Origin of the sequence: Nocardioides luteus (assembly GCF_000960475.2) — a bacterium.
Classification (GTDB): Bacteria; Actinomycetota; Actinomycetes; order Propionibacteriales; family Nocardioidaceae; genus Nocardioides; species Nocardioides luteus_A.
This window is the reverse complement of sequence record NZ_JZDQ02000059.1, coordinates 1-19,244: the sequence shown is the minus strand read 5'-3', so window position 1 is coordinate 19,244 and position 19,244 is coordinate 1. Positions and strand designations below refer to the sequence as shown.

Genomic DNA, 19,244 nt, shown 5'->3' with positions numbered 1-19,244 from the left:
AAGACCAGCCCCAAGATCCAGCACCTAAGCGCGGTGCCGAAAAGGCGTCACTCCACCCCGTGCCGCTTGATGAACGACAGAATCTGCTCAGAGAGCTCCGGCCGACACACGATCACATCAGGCAGGTAGACATCGTCCTGGTTGTAGCGCAGCGGCGAGCCGTCGATGCGAGAGGTGAACAGCCCGGCAGCAGCAGCCACGGCCACGGGAGCGGCCGAGTCCCACTCGTACTGCCCACCGGCGTGGACGTACGCGTCGGAGATGTCGCGCACGACCGACATCATCTTCACGCCGGCCGATCCCATCGGCACCAGCTCGGCGCCGAGCTCCTCGGCCAGCGCTTCGACGAAGGCCGGCGGGCGGCTGCGGGAGACCGCGATCCGCGGACGGGGCGAGGTCGAGGGGGGCACGACAGGGGCCGCGCCGGTGTGGAAGGTGCTCTGCACGGACGCGTCCGCGAGCGCCGGCTGCGCGACCGCGCCGGCGATCAGCTCGCCGCCGTTGGAGGAGGCCCACAGGGCCACGTGCACGGCCCAGTCGTCGCGCGGGGGCTCGGAGAACTCACGGGTGCCGTCGAGCGGGTCGATGATCCAGACCCGGTCCTGGGTGAGCCGCTCCTTGGAGTCCTTGCCCTCCTCGGACAGGACCCCGTCCTCCGGACGGTATTCGGCGACGAGCTCCATCAGCAGCTCATGGGCGGCCAGGTCGCCGGCGTCCTTCAGCTCCTTGCCCTCGAGACCGGAGGTGGCACGCACCTCGAGCAGCCGGCGGCCGGCGGTCTCGGCCAGCCAGGCGGCGAGCAGGTGGTCGGAGGCGAGGATCTCGGGCGTGGGTACACCGGCTACGAAGGTCACCCGCGGCACTCTATCGAGACGTCCGCCGACTCCGATGCTGAGCCCGATATAGGCCCAAGCCGAGTCCGATCGCGGCGAGCAGCGCCACCCCGGTGAGCACGGCACGCAGGATCAGCCCGGTCTTGGCACGCTCGTGCTCGTCGGTGACCTCGTCGGCCATCGTCTCGGTCGACTTCTGGATCACCTCGCGAAGGCTCTGGACGTACGCCACGGCACCGTCGGACCAGGTGCGGACGATCGGCTCGCCCTTCGAGGACGCGTTCAGCTCCTTGACGACCCCTTCGATGCTGCCCTTGGCGGCGACGTCGCGGACCGTACGCTGCACCATCATCGCGCCCGAGCCCTTGTCGAACGTGCCGTCCGAGACCCGGTCGAGGTCGGCCTGCAGCTCGGGCGAGGCACCCGAGTAGAACGCCGAGGACGCCTTCACCCAGGCCGCCTCGGCATCGGTGAGGTCCTTGACCGACTTGGTGTCGATATCGCCCTCGGAGAGCGCCACCACGATGAGCTCACGCTCGATGCTGAACGCGTCCGCGGCTGCCTTCAGGTTGCTGAGGTTGCGGAGCTGGTCGCCGGTCTGGTCGTCCTCCAGCTCCGGTACCTGGGCGGCGAGCATCAGCAGGTTGCCGGCCAGGCCGGTGTAGACCTCGCGAGCCGCATCCTGGGCCGCCCGGTCGCCCTCCTGCATCTCGACCCGGTAGAGCTCGAAGTCCTTGAGCACCTCGGTGATGTCATGGTGGAGCGTGCGCAGCTCGGGGTCACCGTCGACGTCGATCTCGGCCGCGGCCGTCTGCCACTCCTCGACCGCGACGTCGGTGGTGTGCAGGTAGGTGGAGCGTACGTTGACCGGCGCCTGCGCGACCGGTTGCAGGGCGTCGCGTTCGAAGATCACGTCGACGGCGAGCTCGATGGTCTCCGGAAGCGCCTCGCTGAGCGCGGCCGCTCGAGCCGTCTCGCTGGATCTCCCGAAGGCGGCGAACGTCGCCCAGCCACCGACCGCGACCCCGGCCAGGGCCACGGCCAGCAGGACGCTCAGCGTGCGGTTGGCACCCGAGCGCTTCGCCGCCCGCGACCCGCCCGTCGGGATCGGGCCGCTCGCGCCGATCCTCGAGAACCCACCGGTCGACCCGGTGGCACCGGCAGCGGGGAACGACCCGCTCCCGGCGTACGCCGGAAAGGCACCGGAGGTGCTGATCGGTCCGGACGCGTGCGTCGCGCGCGGCGCAGGCACCTGCGCGTCGAAGACCGGCAGCGGGCCCGAGCCGGTGAGCACGGCGACGACGTCCTGCGCGCTCGGCCGCTGTCCGGGCTCCTTGGCCATCATCATCGCGACCAGGTCGTCGATGATGCCCGGCACCTGGACCAGGCCGCTGACCCGCGGGATCGGCGCGGTGGCGTGCTGGTAGACCACCGTCGCCGGAGCGCCGCCGGAGTAGGGCGTGCGACCGGTGAGCATCTCGTAGAAGACGCAGCCCAGCGAGTAGATGTCGCTCGGCGGCCCGACCTCGCCACCCGAACCACGCTCGGGCGAGAGGTAGCCGAGGCTCCCGACGACGTCGTGAGTGGAGGTCAGTCGCCGGCCACCCGACGCGGCGAGCTGGGCGATCCCGAAGTCGACGATCCGGATCCGGCGGTCGGCGTCGTAGACGAGGTTGGACGGCTTGATGTCGCGGTGGACGATGCCCTGCCCGTGGACCGCAGCGAGGGTGCGCGCGGCCTGGACGATGACCTCGCCGGCCTCGCGCGCGATCAGTGGGCCGTGCGAGCGCAGGCGTTCGCCGAGGTCGGGGCCGGCCAGCAGCTCCATGACGAGGAAGGCCATCGGACCGTTGCCGGTGCGCTCGATGCCGGCGTCGTGGACCTGCACGGTGCCGGGATGGCTGGCGGCCGCGGTGGAGAGCGACTCGCGCCGGAACCGCTCGATCATCGTCGGGTCGGCCGACGTCCGCACGATCTTGACCGCTACCCAGCGTTGCAGGGTGAGGTCCATGGCCTGCCATACCTCGCCCATACCGCCACGCCCGATCAGGCGGTGCAGCTCATAACGGCCGGCAATCATGGGGTGGGGGGAGGTTTGCATGGGGGACGTTCCCGTCGAGGATCCAGTTGTTCGTACGTGTTGGGTTGCTCACACCGCGGCCTGGGAGTTTAGGCGACACTCACTAGTAGGCGCCAGAGCCACGCACAACAGCCTTGACCGTACGAACGACGATTCCGAAGTCCCGCAGCAGCGTCCAGTTGTCCACGTAGTCCAGGTCCAGCCGGACCGTGTCCTCCCAGGAGAGGTCCGACCGCCCCGAGACCTGCCACAGCCCGGTCAGACCGGGTGCAACTGCGAGTCGGCGATGCGAGTCCCGATCGTACATCGCCACCTCGCTCGGCAGCCCCGGCCGGGGCCCGACCAGCGACATCTGGCCCAGCACGATGTTGAACAGCTGCGGCAGCTCGTCGAGGGAGTACTTCCGCAGCACCCGTCCCACGCGGGTCACCCGGGGGTCCGCACGCAGCTTGAAGAGGACGTGGCCGGGGCGGTGGTCGAGCGTGCGCAGCAGCGACTCGGCATCGACGACCATGGTGCGGAACTTCCAGATCCGGAACTCCTTGCCGTTGCGGCCCACGCGCACCTGCCGGAAGAAGACCGGGCCCGAGGAGTCGAGCTTGATCACGATCGCCACGACGACGAAGACCGGGAGGAGCACCGCGACGGCGGCCGCCGCGGCCAGCCACTCCCACACGTACTTGACCACCCGGGTCAGCCGCGCCCGGAGCGCCTCGTCGACGTAGAGGAGGGTCATCGAGCCGAGCCGCATCGAGGACGTACGCTGCGGGGTCACGTCCTGCATCCGGGTGCTGACCAGGAGCGGCAGGCCGAAGGACTCGCTCGTCCAGGCCAGCCGCTGGATCTCGCGACCCGCCAGGTCGGGCCCGGGGACGACCAGCACCGCGTCGGGTGCGACCGAGGCGATCGCACCGGAGAGCCCGTCGGCGCGGCAGACCGCCGCCGCCTCCATCAGGCCGCCGCTGAGCCGGTGGGTCCACTCCGGGATCGCTCCGTGGTCATGAGCCGCCTCGACGACGACGACCCGCAGCGGCGTGCGCGGACGGGAGCTGAAGATGTAGCCCACCACCCGGAACGCGAGCGCGGTGGCCAGGCCGAGGATCGTCTGCACGACCAGCTGCCCCTGAGGCAGATCGACCACCGCACCCAGCAGCCAGGTCGCCATGCTCATCGCCATGAACGCCTTGAAGACCCCCGAGACCGTCGCTCGCAGGCGCTCGGCACCGGGCAGGATCTTCGGCGCGGTGATCCTGGTGGCGAGGGCCCAGAGCAGGCCCCACACCAGCGCGTGGACGAGCTCCTGCCGCACGATCAGCGGAGCGAGGATCATCAGCGTGAGCCCGTCGAGCATCGAGGCCTGCAACCGAAGAGAGGGTGCCTTGGCGGACACCCTCCGGCGGTTGATGTCGAGCGGGACCGCTGTCTCCACCGACGCCAGCTCTATCGTCATTCATCTCCCCCATGGCTGCTGGGCGCCCGGACGCTAGTTCATGCCAGAACAATGCGGGAAGAAGGTGGTCGTTGGGGGCCGAAAGGGGTCCGGTTAGACCAAATGAGGGAACCGGAACCCGGTGGTCCAGACCAGTCGGCTCACTCCAGCGACTGCGGGGAGCGCCAGCCGAGACGGTGGGCGAGACCGACGGCGGCGATCTGGGAGGTGACCTGGAGCTTGGCGAGGATGGACTTCACCTGGGTGCGCACGGTCGCCTCGGAGACGACGCCGATGACGGCGATCTCGTGGACGGTGCGGCCGAGCATCAGATGGCCGAGCACCTGCGACTCACGCTTGGTGAGCAGCTCGATGCGGCGGCTCAGCTCGGCGACCTCGTGCTGACGCTCGAACCAGATCCGGATCAGCCGCTCGCGGTCGCTCACCGCGAGCACGCAGGCGCCCTGGTAGAGCCGCCGGACGGTGCCGAGGATCTCGCCGAGCGGGCGCGACTTGGACAGCACCGTGCGGGCGCCGTTGCGCAGGGCCTGGCCCCAGCGCGCCTCCTCGATCGCACCGGTCACCACGACCACGTCGACGCCGGCCTTCGCGAGCGGCTCGATGAGACGTACGCCGTCCCCGTAGCGGCCCAGGTCGAGGTCGAGGAGCACGACCTTCGGCTTGTTGCGGAGGATGACGGAGACCATGGTGGCGGTCGAGACGGGCTCGCTGGGCATCGGGACGCGGCGTACGTCGTATCCCTCCATCGAGACGGCGAGCTCGAGCGACTCGGCGAAGAGGACGTGGTCCTCGACGATGACGACTCGGTACTGGCTACGCGGCGACAACGCCATCGGAGGCGCCTTCCTGCTCGGCCCCGACCTCGGAGCGTTCGATCACTGCACTGGGAAGGGTGACCACGAAGGTCGTACGTTCCGTGGCGGCGAGACGGAGGGACCCGCCCATCCGCTCGGCGACCGTGCGGGCCTCGTTGAGCCCGATCCCCTGACCGGCCGAGTCCGGTCCTCGCACGCCCCACTCGAAGATCCGGTCGCGCACCTCGGGGGCGACCCCGGGGCCGTCGTCGGAGATCTCGACGACCACCATCTGTCCGGACTCACCCGACTCGTGCCGGACGGCGACGCGGACGGCGCCGGCACCGTGCTTGGCGGCGTTGTCGAGGAGGATGTTGACGATCTGCGAGGCCGCGTCCGTGCTTCCGGTGGCGAGCGCGTTGCTGGGCTCGTGGACGACCGTGGTGCCGCCGGCCTCGTGGGCCAGGGCGAGATTGTGGATCACCGCGTCGACGTCGATCACGCCGGCGTCGACCGGCATCGTGTCGGCGCCACCACGGTGGGAGCTGACCAGGCGCTCGAGGCGCCTGAGCTCGCTGCCCATCATGGCCATCATCGCGACACGGCGCTCCGGGTCGAGCGTGTCGGAGTTGCACAGCAGCTCGCTGGCCGAGCGGACACCGGCGAGCGTCGAGGTCACCTCGTGCATCCGGGCCCGCTGGAGACGCTGCGTCTCACGCGCGCTGAGGAGGTCGTGGTAGATCTCGTCGGCCGCCTTCGCCTCCGCCGCGCACACGCGGCGGTAGATGCGCACGCCCCCGTTCAGGAGGCCCGCGGCGGCCGCCAGCGAGGTCGCGACGACGATCGCCGTCAGGACGACCCAGAGGAGCGCTCCGTGGGTATGGAAAGACACCCAAGGCCCCTGGAGGACGGCGATGAGAAAGCTCTGGACGCCGATGAAGACGGCGGTCGTGGTTGCGTACGCGGTGGTTAGCCAACCCGAGTTGATCCGCTTGAAAATGGACGTAGACATACTGCTCCCCAGGTCGGGTCGGCCAGTGAGGTATGAGTCCCGGATCGGACCTCGTGCAGGTCCTGCTCCCCCAGCCCGAGCTTGTCGGGCCGTCCCAATTTGAATGTTGTGACCGAATCCTTCGCTGAAGGAAACGTAATCAGCACGTTATCGTCGCGCGACCCCATTGCGGGCCAATACCGAGAATTGAGGAGTCAAAGAAATCCGAGGTCGTCCTCAACCTACATTGCGGGAAGCGTTGTCCCAGGTCATCCCCAAACTTGGGGCACTGTAGAACAGGTTTCCGATCCCCGCTCGCGAACGCCCAGACTACTCATACCCCCAGGGAGATCTGACGGGGCCCGAGACGACCGAAACGGCGCACCACATATGGCAGGCTCGACCGCGCGACTCAGGGTGGCCGTCTCGGCCGATGAGACGATGACCCTCGACGCGGTGAGGGTCGCGCTCGACGAGCGCGGCATCACCGTGACGGCGACCGCTGCCACCGACGCGGATCCGGCCGACCTGCTCCTCGGCGATCCCGCGACCTGGCTGGTGGTCACCGCCCTCGACGACTGGCCACAGCTCGACCGGGTGTGTGCGCTCGTGCGCGGCGTACGCCTGCCCGGGGTCGCCCTCACCACGGCTCCCCGCGGCGGGCTGTGGGGTGCGCTGATCGAGGCCGGCCTGGTCGAGGTGCTGCCCGCGGACACCGACTCCGACACGATCGAGGGCTCGCTTCGCGATGCCGCCGAGGGACGCCGGGGGCACTCCCCTGCGGAGATCGAGGGGCTGGTCGCGCAGTGGCACCTGATGCGGGACGGGCGCGAGCGGATGCGCCGGCTCATCGCCTCGCTGACCGTGCGCGAGCACGAGGTGCTCGACCTCCTCTACGACGGAGCCAGCGTCGCCGAGATCGCGGCCCGCTTCGGCGTCGCCCAGACGACGGTGCGGACGCAGGTGAAGGCGATCCTGCGGAAGTTCGGGGTCGGCTCCCAGCTGGCCGCGGTCGCGGCGTACGACCGCTTTCTACGGCCGCACCAGTCCTAGGAGTTGAACCGCTGCTGGGTCTTCTCCAGACCCTCGGTGATCAGCGTCTCGATGGCGTCGGCGGCCGTGTCGACCACGAACGGCAGCACCTTGCGCTCGGTGCTGGAGAAGTTGGAGAGCACGAAGTCGTGGACCTCCTGACGCCCGGGCGGGCGGCCGATGCCGACGCGCACCCGGTGGAAGTCGCCGGTGCCCAGGGAGGACCGCATCGACTTGAGGCCGTTGTGGCCGTTGTCGCCGCCGCCCAGCTTGACCCGCATCGTGTCGAAGGCGATGTCGAGCTCGTCGTGGATGGCGATGACGTGGTCGGGCTGGACCTTGTAGAAGGTCGCGAGCGCCTTGACCGGCCCGCCGGACTCGTTCATGTAGGTCCGGGAACGGGCGAGCACGACGCGTGGGCCGGGCACCCCCGGGGTCGTACCCCGGAGGCGCCCTTCCACGACGTCAGCACGGCCGGACTTGTGGGCACGCCACTTGCCGTCCAGCCGGTTGGCCAGCTCGTCGGTGACGAGATAGCCGATGTTGTGACGGTGCCCGGCATAGGTCGGCCCGGGGTTTCCCAGGCCGACGACCAGCCAGACGCCGTCGGTCACCGAGTCAGAAGTCACTCGGCGTCGGCGGCCTCGGCCTCGGGCGCCTCGGCGGCCTCACCCTCGGCGGCCTCGTCGGCGACGGGCTCCTCGATGGTGCGGGCCTCGGTGATGTTGACGACCAGGGTCTCCGGGTCGGTCACGAGGGTGGTGCCCTTGGGCAGCTCGACCTGGCCGGCCAGGATCTGGGTGCCGATCTCGAGGCCCTCGATGCTGACCTCGAGGCTCTCGGGCACGTGGGTGGCCTCGGCCTCGACGGTCAGGGTGTTGGCGTCGGTGACGACCATGGTGCCGGAGGCGGCGTCGCCCACGACGTTGATGACGATGTCGACGGTGACCTTCTCGCCCGCGCGGACGGCGACGAAGTCGACGTGCTCGATGACGCGGCGGACGTCGTCGACCTGGACCTGCTTGGTCAGGGCGAGCTGCGTCTTGCCGTCGATGTCCAGCTCCAGGAGCGCGTTGGCACCGTGGTGCTTGAGCGCCATCATGGTGGCGTGGCCCGGCAGGGTCAGGTGGATCGGGTCGGCGCCGTGGCCGTAGACGACCGCCGGGATCTTGTTCTCACGGCGGATGCGGCGAGCGGCACCCTTGCCGAACTCGGTGCGCTTCTCGGCGACGATCTTCTCGCTGGACATGCGTTGAACTCCTCGATGAGTGGTGCTGACGTCAGTGGCGCCCGGCAGGTCCGACGAAGGCCGTGCGACGAAGGCACGGCGTCTCTCGAAGAGACGTCCACCTTGTCGATCACGGAGCGCGAGGCGCTCCCTCGCCGAGGCAACTGCCACAGACTATCCCCGGATCACGCTCACAGCGAAATGCGCGCGCGTGCTGACCTGCGACGACGTACGTTGGAGGTCGTGTCCCTCACACTCGACGAGGCCCGCACCCGGGCCGGCGTGCTCAGTTCCGTCTCCTACTTCCTCGACCTCGACCTCACCGGTCTCGAGACCTTCCGGAGCCACGCCCGGCTCCGGTTCCGCTCGTCGGCCCCCGAGACGTTCCTGGAGCTGAAGGGCGCGCTCTCGGTGTCGCTGCTCGTCAACGGTGAGGTGGTCGAGGCCGCCTACGACGGTGGCCGGGTGAGCCTGGCCGGGCTGTCGACCGAGGCGGTCAACGAGGTGGAGGTGACCGCGACGCTGCCCTACACGACCGACGGCGACGGGATGCACACCTTCACCGACCCTGCCGACGGGTCGCGCTATGTGGCGGCCTACCTGGGCATGGACAACGCCTCGAAGGTCTTCGCCTGCTTCGACCAGAACGACCTGAAGGCGTCCTTCGCCGTCTCGGTGACCGCGGATCCCGCAGTCACCGTCCTGGCCAACGGCGCCGTCGTCTCGCACGAGGCCGGCCGCTGGGTCTTCGCGACCACTCCCCCGATCCCGCCGGCGCTGCTGGTGGTCGCCGCCGGGCCGTGGCACTCGGTGCGGTGGACCCATGCAGGGCTCGACTTCGGCTGGCATGCCCGGCACTCGCTGGCCGCCGAGCTGGAGCGGGACGCGGCCGAGCTGCGGCGTACGACCGAGGCGTGCTTCGACCACTACGCCGACCTCATCGACGAGCCCTACCCCTTCGACTCCTACGACCAGGTGTTCGTGCCCGGTCTCAACTGGGGCGCGCAGGAGATGCCGGGGTGCGTGACCTACCGCGACGAGCTGCTGCCGCGCGGCGCGATCACCGACACCCAGCGCGCGATCCGCGCGGTGATCATCGCCCACGAGATGTCGCACATGTGGTTCGGCGACTCGATGACGATGACCTGGTGGGAGGACACCTGGCTGCAGGAGTCGTTCGCCGACTACATGGGCTACCGGGTCGCCGAGGCAGGCGCCGGCTTCGCGGACCTGCGGGTCGAGGTGGAGGTCCGGAGCAAGCCGTGGGGCTACCGCTCCGACGCGCGCCGCTCGACCCATCCGGTCGCCCCGCTGGCCGACGACGTACCCGACGTGGACACCGCCGCGACCATCTTCGACGGCATCTCCTACGCCAAGGGCGGCGCCTGCCTGGTGCAGCTCGCCTTCTGGCTCGGTGACGAGGAGTTCATGGCCGGCGTCAACCGCCACCTGACCCGCTTCCGGTTCGGCAATGCGACCCTGGCCGACTTCGTCGAGTCGCTCGCGGCGAGCTCGTCGAAGGACGTACGCGGCTGGGTGGACGCCTGGCTGCGACGACCCGGCTTCGACACGATGTCCGTGCGGCGCGACGGGGACGTGCCGGTCCTGGAGCGCGAGGGCAGCCGGCCGCACGCGTTCACGGTCGCCGCCTACGACTCCTCGCTCCGGCTCGTGGGGCGCAAACGGGTCGAGCTGGGCGCCGAGCCGGTGCCGCTGCCGGAGTTCGCCGGCCTCGTCGTCGTGCCCAACGCCGGCGGCGAGACCTTCGCCGCCCTCCGGCTCGACGCCGGGTCGTGGGCGGCGCTCTCCGGCGGGCTCTCCCGGCTCGAGGACCCGCTCGTACGCGCGGTGCTCTGGTCCTCCGCCGCGCGCCGGGTGCGGTCGCGTGAGCTCTCGGCCGACGACTTCCTCGACCTGGTCGAGGCCCACCTGCCCGAGGAGACCCGGGCGGACATCATCGAGGGCGTGCTCTCGGAGGCCCGGTCCGTGGTGATCCCGCAGCGGGTTCCGGCCTCGCGCGCGGCCGGAGCGGTGGCGCGGGTCGCCGCCGCGGCCGCCGCAGGCCTGAAGGCCTCCGGTGACGACGAGCAGCGGGCACTGGCGTGGGCCGCCGCGTTGGCCGCGACCAGCGCCGACGCCGGACTGCTGCGTGGCTGGCTGGAGACCGACAAGGTCGCGGTCGGCGTCCCGTTGCTGCCGACCACCCGCTGGGAGGCGGTCGTACGCCTCGCCTCGCTCGGTGAGGCCGACGCGCGCTTCATCGCCGCCGAGCGCGACCGCGACGGCACCGTCGAGGGAGACCTCGGCGCGCTCCGGGCCCTCGCCGCCCGTCCCTCGACCACCGCGAAGGACGCCGCCTGGGAGGCGATGCTCGCCCCGGGCGTCGACAACCGTCGCTTCGACGCGCTGGCCTCCGGGATGTGGATCGCCGAGCAGGCCCACCTGCTGCGTCCCTACGTCGCCGCCTATCTCGCCGAGGCACCGGCCCTGGCCACGCGTGGCCAGGCCTTCGCCCTCGAGGTCGGGCGGGCCTTCCCGAGGATCGCACTCGACTCCGAGCAGCTCGACGGGCTGCGTGCGGCCCTGGCCGATGGCGTACCGACGATCCTGCGGCGCTCGTGGGAGGACCACTTCGACGACCGCGAGTAGCGACCACTAGCCTCTAGGCCCCTCGACCCCCACCACTGAGGACGGCCATGAAGAAGTCGCGCATCTGGCTCGGCATCGGGATCGCGTTCGTCGTGCTCGTCGGCGCGGTCACCGGAACCGGCTGGTATCTCGCACACCGGCTCGACGAGCAGGTCCGGACCGTCGACGTCTTCGGCGGGCTCGAGGAGCGCCCGGAGCCGGCGAGCGACGCCGCGGGAGCGATGAACATCCTGCTGCTCGGCACCGACGGACGTACCGGCGGCGAGGCGACGACCGGCAGCGAGGCCACCGCGTCCTGGACGCCCGGTGAGCAGCGGGCCGACACGATGATGCTGCTCCATCTCAGCGCGGACCGCCGCTCGGCCTCGGTCGTCTCCATCCCGCGGGACTCGTGGGTGCGGATCCCCGGCCACGGCAAGGCCAAGGTCAACGCCGCCTTCTCCGAGGGTGGGCCGCGGCTCAGCGTGCAGACGGTCGAGAAGCTCACCGGCGTACGCATCGACCACGTCGCCTGGGTCGACTGGGCCGGCTTCGAGGAGATCGGCGACCTGCTCGGCGGTGTCGAGGTCTACATCCCCGAGACCGTCCACGACTCGGCGCGCCACCGCACCTGGACGAAGGGCACCCACCTGCTCAGCGGCGAGGAGGCCCTGCTCTACGTGCGCCAGCGCTACGGCCTCCCCGGCGGCGACCTGGACCGGGTGAAGCGTCAGCAGTACGTCCTGCGCTCGATCCTCCGCGGACTGCGGCAGAGCGTCGACCCGAAGGACCCCAAGAAGGCCTACGACCTCCTCGACATCATCACCCGCCACCTGACCGTCGACTCCGGCTTCTCCGGCGGCGACCTGCGTGGGCTCGCCCTCGACCTCGCCCGGATGCCCTCGTCGGACCTGACCTTCTTCACCGCTCCTGTCTCCGGGCTGGGGCGGGAGGGGAAGCAGAGCGTGGTCTACCTCGATGCGCGAAAGGGGCGCGGGCTCTGGGCAGCTGTGCGGGAGGACGAGATGGACGTGTGGCTCGGTCGAAATCCTGAGGTCGTGACCGGGCAAACGGTCAGCTGAGCCTTCTGTGCGGGCTCAGACGCCCCACCTGTGCGGACAGTTCCCCACTCGTACGTCGTTTCCCCACCCTCCGGAGGGTGGGGAAACGACGTACGAGTGGGGAAGTCTCAGCGACAGTGGGGAAGCGCGGCCGAGGCGGCGACCTCAGGCGTGACCGTCGAACATCGAGGTCACCGAGCCGTCCTCGAAGACCTCACGGATCGCGCGGGCGAGCATGGGGGCGATGGAGAGCGTGGTGAGCTTGTCGAACTGCTTCTCCTCCGGCACCGGGAGGGTGTTGGTGATGACGACCTCGCTGGCGGTGGAGTTCTTGAGCCGGTCGACGGCCGGGTCGGAGAGGATCGCGTGGGTGGCGCAGATGATCACGCCGGCGGCGCCCTCGGCCATGATCGCGTCGGCGGCCTTCACGATCGTGCCGCCGGTGTCGATCATGTCGTCGGTCAGGATGCAGATGCGGCCCTTGACGTCACCGACGACGCGGTTGGCGACGGTCTCGTTGGGCCGGTTGATGTCGCGGGTCTTGTGGATGAACGCCAGCGGCGCCCCACCGAGGCGGGCTGCCCAGCGCTCGGCGACCTTGATCCGGCCGGCGTCGGGAGAGACGACGGCGAGGGGCTGCGAGCCGTACTTGTCCTTGATGTAGTCGGTCAGCAGCGGCAGCGCCATCAGGTGGTCGACCGGGCCGTCGAAGTAGCCCTGGAGCTGGTCGGCGTGGAGGTCGACGGAGATGATCCGGTCGGCCCCGGCGGTCTTGAACATGTCGGCGACCAGGCGGGCCGAGATCGGCTCGCGACCGCGGTGCTTCTTGTCCTGGCGGGAGTAGCCCCAGAACGGCATCACGACGGTGATCCGCTTGGCCGAGGCGCGCTTGAGCGCGTCGACCATGATCAGGTGCTCCATGAGCCACTGGTTGATCGGCGCCGTGTGCGACTGGATCACGAACGCGTCCGAGCCGCGCACCGACTCCTCGTAGCGGACGTAGATCTCGGAGTTGGCGAAGTCGTAGGCCGAGGTCGGCGTCAGCTTCGTTCCGAGAAGGTCGGCGACCTCCTCGGCGAGGACCGGGTGAGCCCGGCCGCTGAAGAGCATCAACTGCTTCTCGGTGGTGCGCTTGGTCATGTGCTGGCTCCTACCCCCGGGGTCACTGCACTTGGATTCTCCATCAACATCGCCGTCGCGCCCAACCCCGGCGGTTACTCGCCGGTCGCCGAGGGTTCACCGAGGATGGGTACGCCCGCCTCGAGCGCCTCCTCGGCCGCGGCCGCCTGCGGTGTGCCGGCCCTCTTCGCCAGTGCCCATCCCTCGATGTTGCGCTGCTGACCTGCGGAGACGGCCAGCGCACCCGGCGGAACGTCCTCCCGGATCAGGGCCTCGCCACCGGTCGTCGCACCGTCGCCGACGACCACCGGCGCGACAAAGGTCACACCGGAGCCCGACTTCACGTGACGCCCGATGCGGGTCTTGTGCTTGGTGACCCCGTCGTAGTTGGCGAAGATCGTGCCGGCCCCGATGTTGGTGCCCTCACCGATCGTCGCGTCGCCGACGTAGGACAGGTGCGGCACCTTGGCGCCGGGCCCGATGGTCGAGTTCTTGACCTCGACGAAGCCGCCGATCTTGCCCTCCTCGCCCAGGACCGTGCCCGGGCGCAGGTAGGTGAACGGGCCGACGTTGGCGCCGGGTCCCACGACGGCGAGCTCTGCCTGCGTACGCACCACCCGGGCGCCGTGGCCGACCTCGGTGTCCTTCAGCGTGCAGTCGGGGCCGACCACCGCGTCCTCGTCGATCCGGGTGGCACCGATCAGCTGGGTGCCGGGCAGGATGGTGACGTCGGGGGCGAGCTCGACGTCGGCGTCGATCCAGGTCGTGGCCGGGTCCATCACGGTGACCCCGTCCTTCATCCACCGGGTCACGATGCGCTCGTTGAGGATCTTCCCGAGCGCGGCGAGCTGGGCCCGGTCGTTGGCGCCCTCGGCCTCGGTGACGTCGTCGAGGACGAACGCGTCCACCGCGAGCCCGTCGGCGACCGCCAGCGCGATCGCGTCGGTGAGGTAGAACTCCTTCTTGGCGTTGTCGTTGCCGATCCGGGGCAGTACGCCGGCGAGGAAGGCCCCGTCGAAGGCGATGATCCCGGAGTTGATCTCCGTGATCGCCCGCTCCTCGTCGGTGGCGTCCTTCTCCTCGACGATGCCGCTGACCCCGGTCTCACCGCGCAGGATCCGGCCGTAGCCGAACGGCTCCGGCACGATCCCGCTCAGGATCGTCGCGGCCCGGCCGGCGGCCTCGTGGTCGGCCACCAGTGCCCGCAGCGACTCACCGCGCAGCAGCGGCGTGTCGCCGTAGGTCACCAGGACGGTCCCGCTGGAGACCGCCCCGGCCTCGACCGCCACCCGCACCGCGTGGGCGGTGCCGAGCTGCTCGGACTGGACCGCGATCACGGCCTCGGGGAGGATCTCGGCGATGTGCGGCTCGACCAGCTCGCGCTGGTGACCCACGACCGCGACGACACGCGACGCACCGGCCTCCGAGACCGCCGCCAGGACATGGCCGACAAGACTGCGGCCCGCGATCTGGTGGAGCATCTTGGGAGTCTTGGACTTCATCCGGGTGCCGCCGCCGGCGGCCAGCACGATCACGGTGAGCTCGCTCATGTTGCCTCAGTCTAGGGCGCCCGGCGCAGGCCCCGACCCGGGGTCGGCGGAGCGTTCCGGCGGGTGATCGTGGGATCGGCGATCCCTGGTTGCGCCGGGCCGCACCCCGCATGATGGATGCCATGGACCGTGCCTCGCTCGCCGACTTCCTCCGCCGCCGCCGGGAGGCGCTCCGTCCGCAGGACGTCGGCCTGGTCGCCGGACCCCGGCGGCGCACGCCGGGGCTGCGGCGCGAGGAGGTCGCCGCGCTGACCGGGATGTCGACCGACTACTACGTACGTCTCGAGCAGCAGCGCGGCCCGCAGCCCTCCGACCAGATGCTGTCGGCGCTCGCCCGCGCGCTGCGCCTGACCGTCGACGAGCGCGACCACCTCTACCGGCTGGCCGGCCACAACGCCCCGCGGCGTACGTTCGACGACGGCCACGTCGCCCCGGCGCTGCTGCGCGTGCTCGACCGGCTCGAGGACACCCCGGCGATGATCATGTCCGCGCTCGGCGAGACACTGGTCGCGAACCGGCTCGCGGTCTCGATCTTCGGTGACCGCCCGGCACTGACCGGCTGGGACCGGTTCGAGGCCTACCGCTGGTTCACCGACCCCTCGACGCGGGACGTCTACCCGCCCGACCACCACGACCGGCACGGCCAGGGTCTGGTGGCCACCCTGCGGGTGGCCTACGGAGCGATGGGCGAGCGCTCCCGCGCCGGTGACCTCGTACGTCTCCTGGAGACCCGCTCGGAGGAGTTCCGTGAGTTGTGGGAGCGGCACGAGGTCACCCACCACATCGAGGACCACAAGACGCTGCTGCACCCGCAGGTCGGCCGCATCGACGTCGACTGCCAGGTGCTGACCACCCCGGACATGGGCCAGGCGCTGCTGGTGCTGACGCCGGTGCCCGGCAGCGAGGCCGAGGAGAAGATCCGGTTGCTCGGGGTGCTCGGCCACGAGGAGTTCAACCCGAACGAGCTCGGCACGGCCTAGAAGACGGGCGCCTTGCCGAGGTCGAGGACCAGGACGGCCATGTCGTCGGAGGGCGGCGTGGCGGAGAAGTCGGTGACCGCACGCAGCAGCCGGTCGGCGACGGCTTGGGCCCCGGCTCCGCCGCCGGCAGCGAGGACGGCCTCGACCCCGGGCTCCTCGAACATGGCGACCCCGGAGCGCCGCTCCAGGACACCGTCGGTGACCACCACGAGCCGGTCGCCGCGCTCGACCGCGACCTGCTCCTCGATGTAGTCGACCGCGTCGAGCACCCCGAGGAGCGCCTGCGGCCTGCCCACGCGCCGGGCCGGGACCCCGGGGCGAGCCCGGGTGACCAGGAACGGCGGCGGATGGCCCGCGCAGACGAGTCGCAGCCCGAACCGGGAGGCCGAGGTGACCTCGAGAGTGCCGCACACCATCGTGATGAACCGGCCCCGCGTGCCCTCGTCGACGATCGCGGCGTTGAGCCGCTCCAGGGTCGGCGCGATCGGGATGCCGGCCCGCATCAGCGCGCGCACCGTGTGGCGCGACATCCCGGCGACCGCGGCCGCCTCCGGCCCGACACCGCACACGTCGCCCACCATGAAGCCCCAGCGCGCGGCGCCGAGCGCGAAGATGTCGTAGAAGTCGCCGCCGGCGTCGTTGAACTCCCCCGTCGGCTCGTAGCCCACCCCGAGGTCGACGCCGGGGATCTCCGGCAGCACCGCAGGCAGCAGGCTGCGCTGCAACGACTGGCCGATGTCCTGGAGCTCGGTGTGGGCGCGGGCGTTGTCGATGGCCAGCGCCGCCCGGCGGGACACCGACTCTGCGACCATCAGCCGCTCACGGCGCAGGGGCTCGCCTGCGGGCCTGCCGAGGGTGAGCCAGCCGATGATCCGGTTGCGTGCCTCCAACGGGAGGATCGCGACCTCGCCGGGAAAGTCCGGCTCGGCCGGCGCCTCGCGACCGTCGGGAGCCGCGTCCTGCAAGGCCTTCTCCAGCGCGTCGAGCTGGTGCTCGTCGGCATGCCAGGCGAACTGGAGGCGCGGCTGCTCGCGGGCGTCGTTGAGATAGATGCCGCACCACGTCGCGAGGCGGGGCACGATGATCTGCCCGGTCATCGCCGTCGTCGTCTCGAGGTCCAGCGACCCGGCCAGCATCACGCTGGACTCCCCGAGGAACGCGAGCCACGCACGCCGCTCGCTGTCCGCGGCCCGCGTCGAGGCACGGTCGACGCTGGGCGCGGCCCAGTCCGCGACCCGCTGCAGCTGGGCGCCGTCCTCGGTCGTGAAGCCGCTCGGCTCGGCCTTCGCGACCGCCAACGTCCCGATGACCCGCCCGTCGAAGGCCACCGGTGCGGTGGCGAGCGAACGCAGCTCGAGGCCCCGGAGCAGCTCGACCGGGGTCGCCTTCAGGTCACCGATGGACAACGGCCGGAACGATGCCCTGAGGCTCGGCGCACCGGCCTCACCGCGGCGCACGCTCCGTCCCTGGATGGGGTCCGCGGACCCGCTCGTGGCCGCCACCACGAACCGGTCCTCCATCTCGTCCTCGAGCAGGAGGTAGGCAGCATCCGCCACGAAGCGGTCCCGGGTCTGCTCCACCACGAGCTGGAGCATGTCCGCCAGCGGGAGCTGGTTGAGGGCCAGCCCGCTCAGCCCCAGCGGATCCTGGGCCGCGGCGGGTTCCCGGCGGCGTACGTCCTGGTCCTCCGGGCCATCGCTCGCGGGCGCCTCGGCGCCGATGGTCTCCTTCACCAGCGCGAATGCCGCCCAGACCCGCTTGTGGTCCTTGCGGTACTCCACACCCCAGGCCGTCGCCAGCGCCGAGGTGATCAGCAGCCCCCGGCCGTGCTCGCCGGCCCCGGGGTTGGCGTTGGCGCCGACCGGCAGCACCCGGGTCGGGTGCTGGTCGAACACGTCGATGCGGAGCCGGTCCTCCTCGCGTACGACCGACACGGTCATCGGCGTGCCGGCATGGGTCACGGCGTTGGTGACCAGCTCGCTGGTCAGCAGGACGGCGTCGTCGAGGATGTCGTCGAGACCCCATTCGCCGAGCACCTTCCGCGCGAAATGGCGCGCCTCGGAGACCGACGTAGGTGCCGGTTCGAAGGTGCGCGAGAGCGTCTTGACTCCGGTGCTCATGTCCACCGCCGATTCTGCACCCGATTCGCCGTGAAAAGGACTTATCCCCGGATGGGATCTGCAGCTAGGTCAAGGATTGACCAGAATCGGTGGCGAACGGTGATTTCTGAGTCGCAGACAGGCGATGAGTGCGACACTGCAAAAGACGCGCGACTCAGCGCGAGAGGAGGCGGGATGCCCTCATCGTCGGGCACATCGGCTGACACATCGACTGGCACCACGCCTTCGGCGCAGGTGGCGGTCGACCCGATCGCGCTGCGCCGGCTCAAGGACGCGATGACCGCGATGCGCGACGGCGTCTTCACCGGGCGCCTCGACCCGGTCGACGGCCCCCTCGGCGACCTCGCCTCCCTCCACAACGAGATCGCCGACCGGCTCGGTCACCTGAGCGGCGAGCTCGCGCGCGTGCGCCGCGAAGCAGGTCGCGACGGCCACCACGACGAGCGGCTCCGGCCGAGCATCGGTGGTGGCGCCTGGGCCGGTGCCGTCGAGGACGCCAACGACCTGGTCGCCGACCTGGCCCGACCGACCGCCGATGTCGCCCGGGTCGTCGCCGCGGTCTCCACGGGCGACCTCACCCAGACGATGGCCGTACGCCACGGCAGCCGAGCCCTCAAGGGCGACCCGCTGCTGGTCGCCAAGAGCGTGAACGGCCTGGTCGCCCAGCTCGCCACGATCACCGAGGAGATCGCCCGGGTCACCCGCGAGGTCGGCACCGAGGGCAAGCTCGGTGGCCGCGCCCGGGTGCGGAACGCGTCGGGCACCTGGCGCGACCTGATCGACGCGGTCAACACCATGTCCTCGCGCCTGACCGCGCAGGTCCGCGACATCGCCGAGGTCACCACGGCGGTCGCCAACGGCGACCTGTCCCGCACGGTCACCATCGAGGTCTCCGGCGAGATGGCGCAGCTCAAGGACACCGTCGACCGGATGGTCGGCCAGCTGTCCTCGTTCGCCGCCGAGGTCACCCGTGTCGCCCGCGAGGTCGGCACCGAGGGCCGCCTCGGCGGTCAGGCCGACGTACGCGGCGTCTCCGGCACCTGGCGCGACCTGACCGACTCGGTCAACACGATGGCCTCCAACCTGACCTCCCAGGTGCGCGGGATCTCCTCGGTCGCCAAGGCCGTCGCCCGCGGCGACCTGTCGCAGCAGATCACCGTCACCGCGCGCGGTGAGGTCGCCGAGCTCGCCGAGACGCTCAACTCGATGACCGCCACCCTGCAGACCTTCGCCGACGAGGTCACCCGTGTCGCCCGCGAGGTCGGCACCGAGGGCCGCCTCGGCGGTCAGGCCGAGGTGCCTGGCGTGGCCGGCCGGTGGAAGGACCTCACCGACTCGGTGAACTCGATGGCGAGCAACCTGACCAACCAGGTCCGCG

General features: G+C 70.7%; 15 protein-coding genes. 5 read left to right on the top strand and 10 right to left on the bottom strand.

The window, feature by feature from the left end; all coding sequences use genetic code 11:
- Nucleotides 1-47: 47 nt before the first annotated feature.
- From UG56_RS26680 to UG56_RS26660, 5 genes are all read right to left on the bottom strand, one after another.
- Complete coding sequence (locus tag UG56_RS26680) at nt 48-854, bottom strand: 3'(2'),5'-bisphosphate nucleotidase CysQ (RefSeq protein ID WP_305728744.1); 807 nt, start codon at nt 852-854, stop codon at nt 48-50.
- Nucleotides 855-864: 10 nt separating this feature from the next.
- Nucleotides 865-2,913 carry a serine/threonine-protein kinase gene (locus tag UG56_RS26675; RefSeq protein WP_177191559.1) on the bottom strand — a complete coding sequence of 683 codons (2,049 nt, stop codon included), beginning with the start codon at nt 2,911-2,913 and terminating at the stop codon, nt 865-867.
- Nucleotides 2,914-3,016: 103 nt separating this feature from the next.
- Nucleotides 3,017-4,363 carry an exopolysaccharide biosynthesis polyprenyl glycosylphosphotransferase gene (locus UG56_RS26670; RefSeq protein WP_084101654.1) on the bottom strand — a complete coding sequence of 449 codons (1,347 nt, stop codon included), beginning with the start codon at nt 4,361-4,363 and terminating at the stop codon, nt 3,017-3,019.
- Between the two features lie 140 nt (nt 4,364-4,503).
- Entirely contained in the window at nt 4,504-5,196 is a 693-nt protein-coding gene (locus tag UG56_RS26665) for a response regulator (RefSeq protein WP_045550625.1), read from the bottom strand.
- A complete protein-coding gene (locus UG56_RS26660; RefSeq protein ID WP_045550624.1) occupies nt 5,177-6,049 on the bottom strand; it encodes a sensor histidine kinase in 873 nt (290 codons plus the stop codon). Before UG56_RS26660 ends, UG56_RS26665 begins: the two co-directional genes overlap by 20 nt.
- 489 nt (nt 6,050-6,538) lie before the next feature.
- Here UG56_RS26660 and UG56_RS26655 point away from each other — a divergent pair, with 489 nt between their 5' ends.
- Nucleotides 6,539-7,201 carry a helix-turn-helix transcriptional regulator gene (locus UG56_RS26655; RefSeq protein WP_052693949.1) on the top strand — a complete coding sequence of 221 codons (663 nt, stop codon included), beginning with the start codon at nt 6,539-6,541 and terminating at the stop codon, nt 7,199-7,201.
- Here the strand turns inward: UG56_RS26655 and pth are convergent.
- Together pth and UG56_RS26645 are read right to left on the bottom strand one after the other, a co-directional pair.
- Complete coding sequence (gene pth / locus UG56_RS26650) at nt 7,198-7,809, bottom strand: aminoacyl-tRNA hydrolase (protein WP_084101650.1); 612 nt, start codon at nt 7,807-7,809, stop codon at nt 7,198-7,200. The two genes, UG56_RS26655 and pth, sit on opposite strands and share 4 nt — an antisense overlap.
- Entirely contained in the window at nt 7,806-8,429 is a 624-nt protein-coding gene (locus tag UG56_RS26645; RefSeq protein WP_045550622.1) for a 50S ribosomal protein L25/general stress protein Ctc, read from the bottom strand. Before UG56_RS26645 ends, pth begins: the two co-directional genes overlap by 4 nt.
- A gap of 222 nt (nt 8,430-8,651) precedes the next feature.
- On the opposite strand from UG56_RS26645, the gene pepN reads away from it, so the two are divergent.
- Together pepN and UG56_RS26635 are read left to right on the top strand one after the other, a co-directional pair.
- Nucleotides 8,652-11,057, top strand: coding sequence for an aminopeptidase N (gene pepN, locus UG56_RS26640; RefSeq protein ID WP_143055214.1), 2,406 nt, complete (start codon nt 8,652-8,654; stop codon nt 11,055-11,057).
- Between the two features lie 47 nt (nt 11,058-11,104).
- Nucleotides 11,105-12,118, top strand: a complete 1,014-nt coding sequence (locus tag UG56_RS26635; protein ID WP_052694107.1) for an LCP family protein — start codon at nt 11,105-11,107, stop codon at nt 12,116-12,118.
- A gap of 144 nt (nt 12,119-12,262) precedes the next feature.
- On the opposite strand, the gene UG56_RS26630 is transcribed toward UG56_RS26635, so the two are convergent.
- A complete protein-coding gene (locus UG56_RS26630; RefSeq protein WP_045551340.1) occupies nt 12,263-13,237 on the bottom strand; it encodes a ribose-phosphate diphosphokinase in 975 nt (324 codons plus the stop codon).
- A 74-nt stretch (nt 13,238-13,311) separates the two neighbouring features.
- Nucleotides 13,312-14,766: a bifunctional UDP-N-acetylglucosamine diphosphorylase/glucosamine-1-phosphate N-acetyltransferase GlmU gene (gene glmU / locus UG56_RS26625; protein WP_045551339.1), complete on the bottom strand. Its 1,455-nt coding sequence runs from the start codon at nt 14,764-14,766 to the stop codon at nt 13,312-13,314.
- A 122-nt stretch (nt 14,767-14,888) separates the two neighbouring features.
- Here glmU and UG56_RS26620 point away from each other — a divergent pair, with 122 nt between their 5' ends.
- On the top strand, nt 14,889-15,746 hold the full coding sequence (locus UG56_RS26620) for a helix-turn-helix transcriptional regulator (RefSeq protein WP_045551338.1): 858 nt from the start codon (nt 14,889-14,891) through the stop codon (nt 15,744-15,746).
- On the opposite strand, the gene UG56_RS26615 is transcribed toward UG56_RS26620, so the two are convergent.
- A complete protein-coding gene (locus UG56_RS26615) occupies nt 15,743-17,866 on the bottom strand; it encodes a SpoIIE family protein phosphatase (RefSeq protein ID WP_045551337.1) in 2,124 nt (707 codons plus the stop codon). The genes UG56_RS26620 and UG56_RS26615 overlap by 4 nt on opposite strands.
- A 174-nt stretch (nt 17,867-18,040) precedes the next feature.
- Between UG56_RS26615 and UG56_RS26610 the strand changes: the two genes are divergently transcribed.
- A partial coding sequence (locus tag UG56_RS26610; protein ID WP_143055213.1) for a HAMP domain-containing protein occupies nt 18,041-19,244 on the top strand: 1,204 nt, incomplete at its 3' end.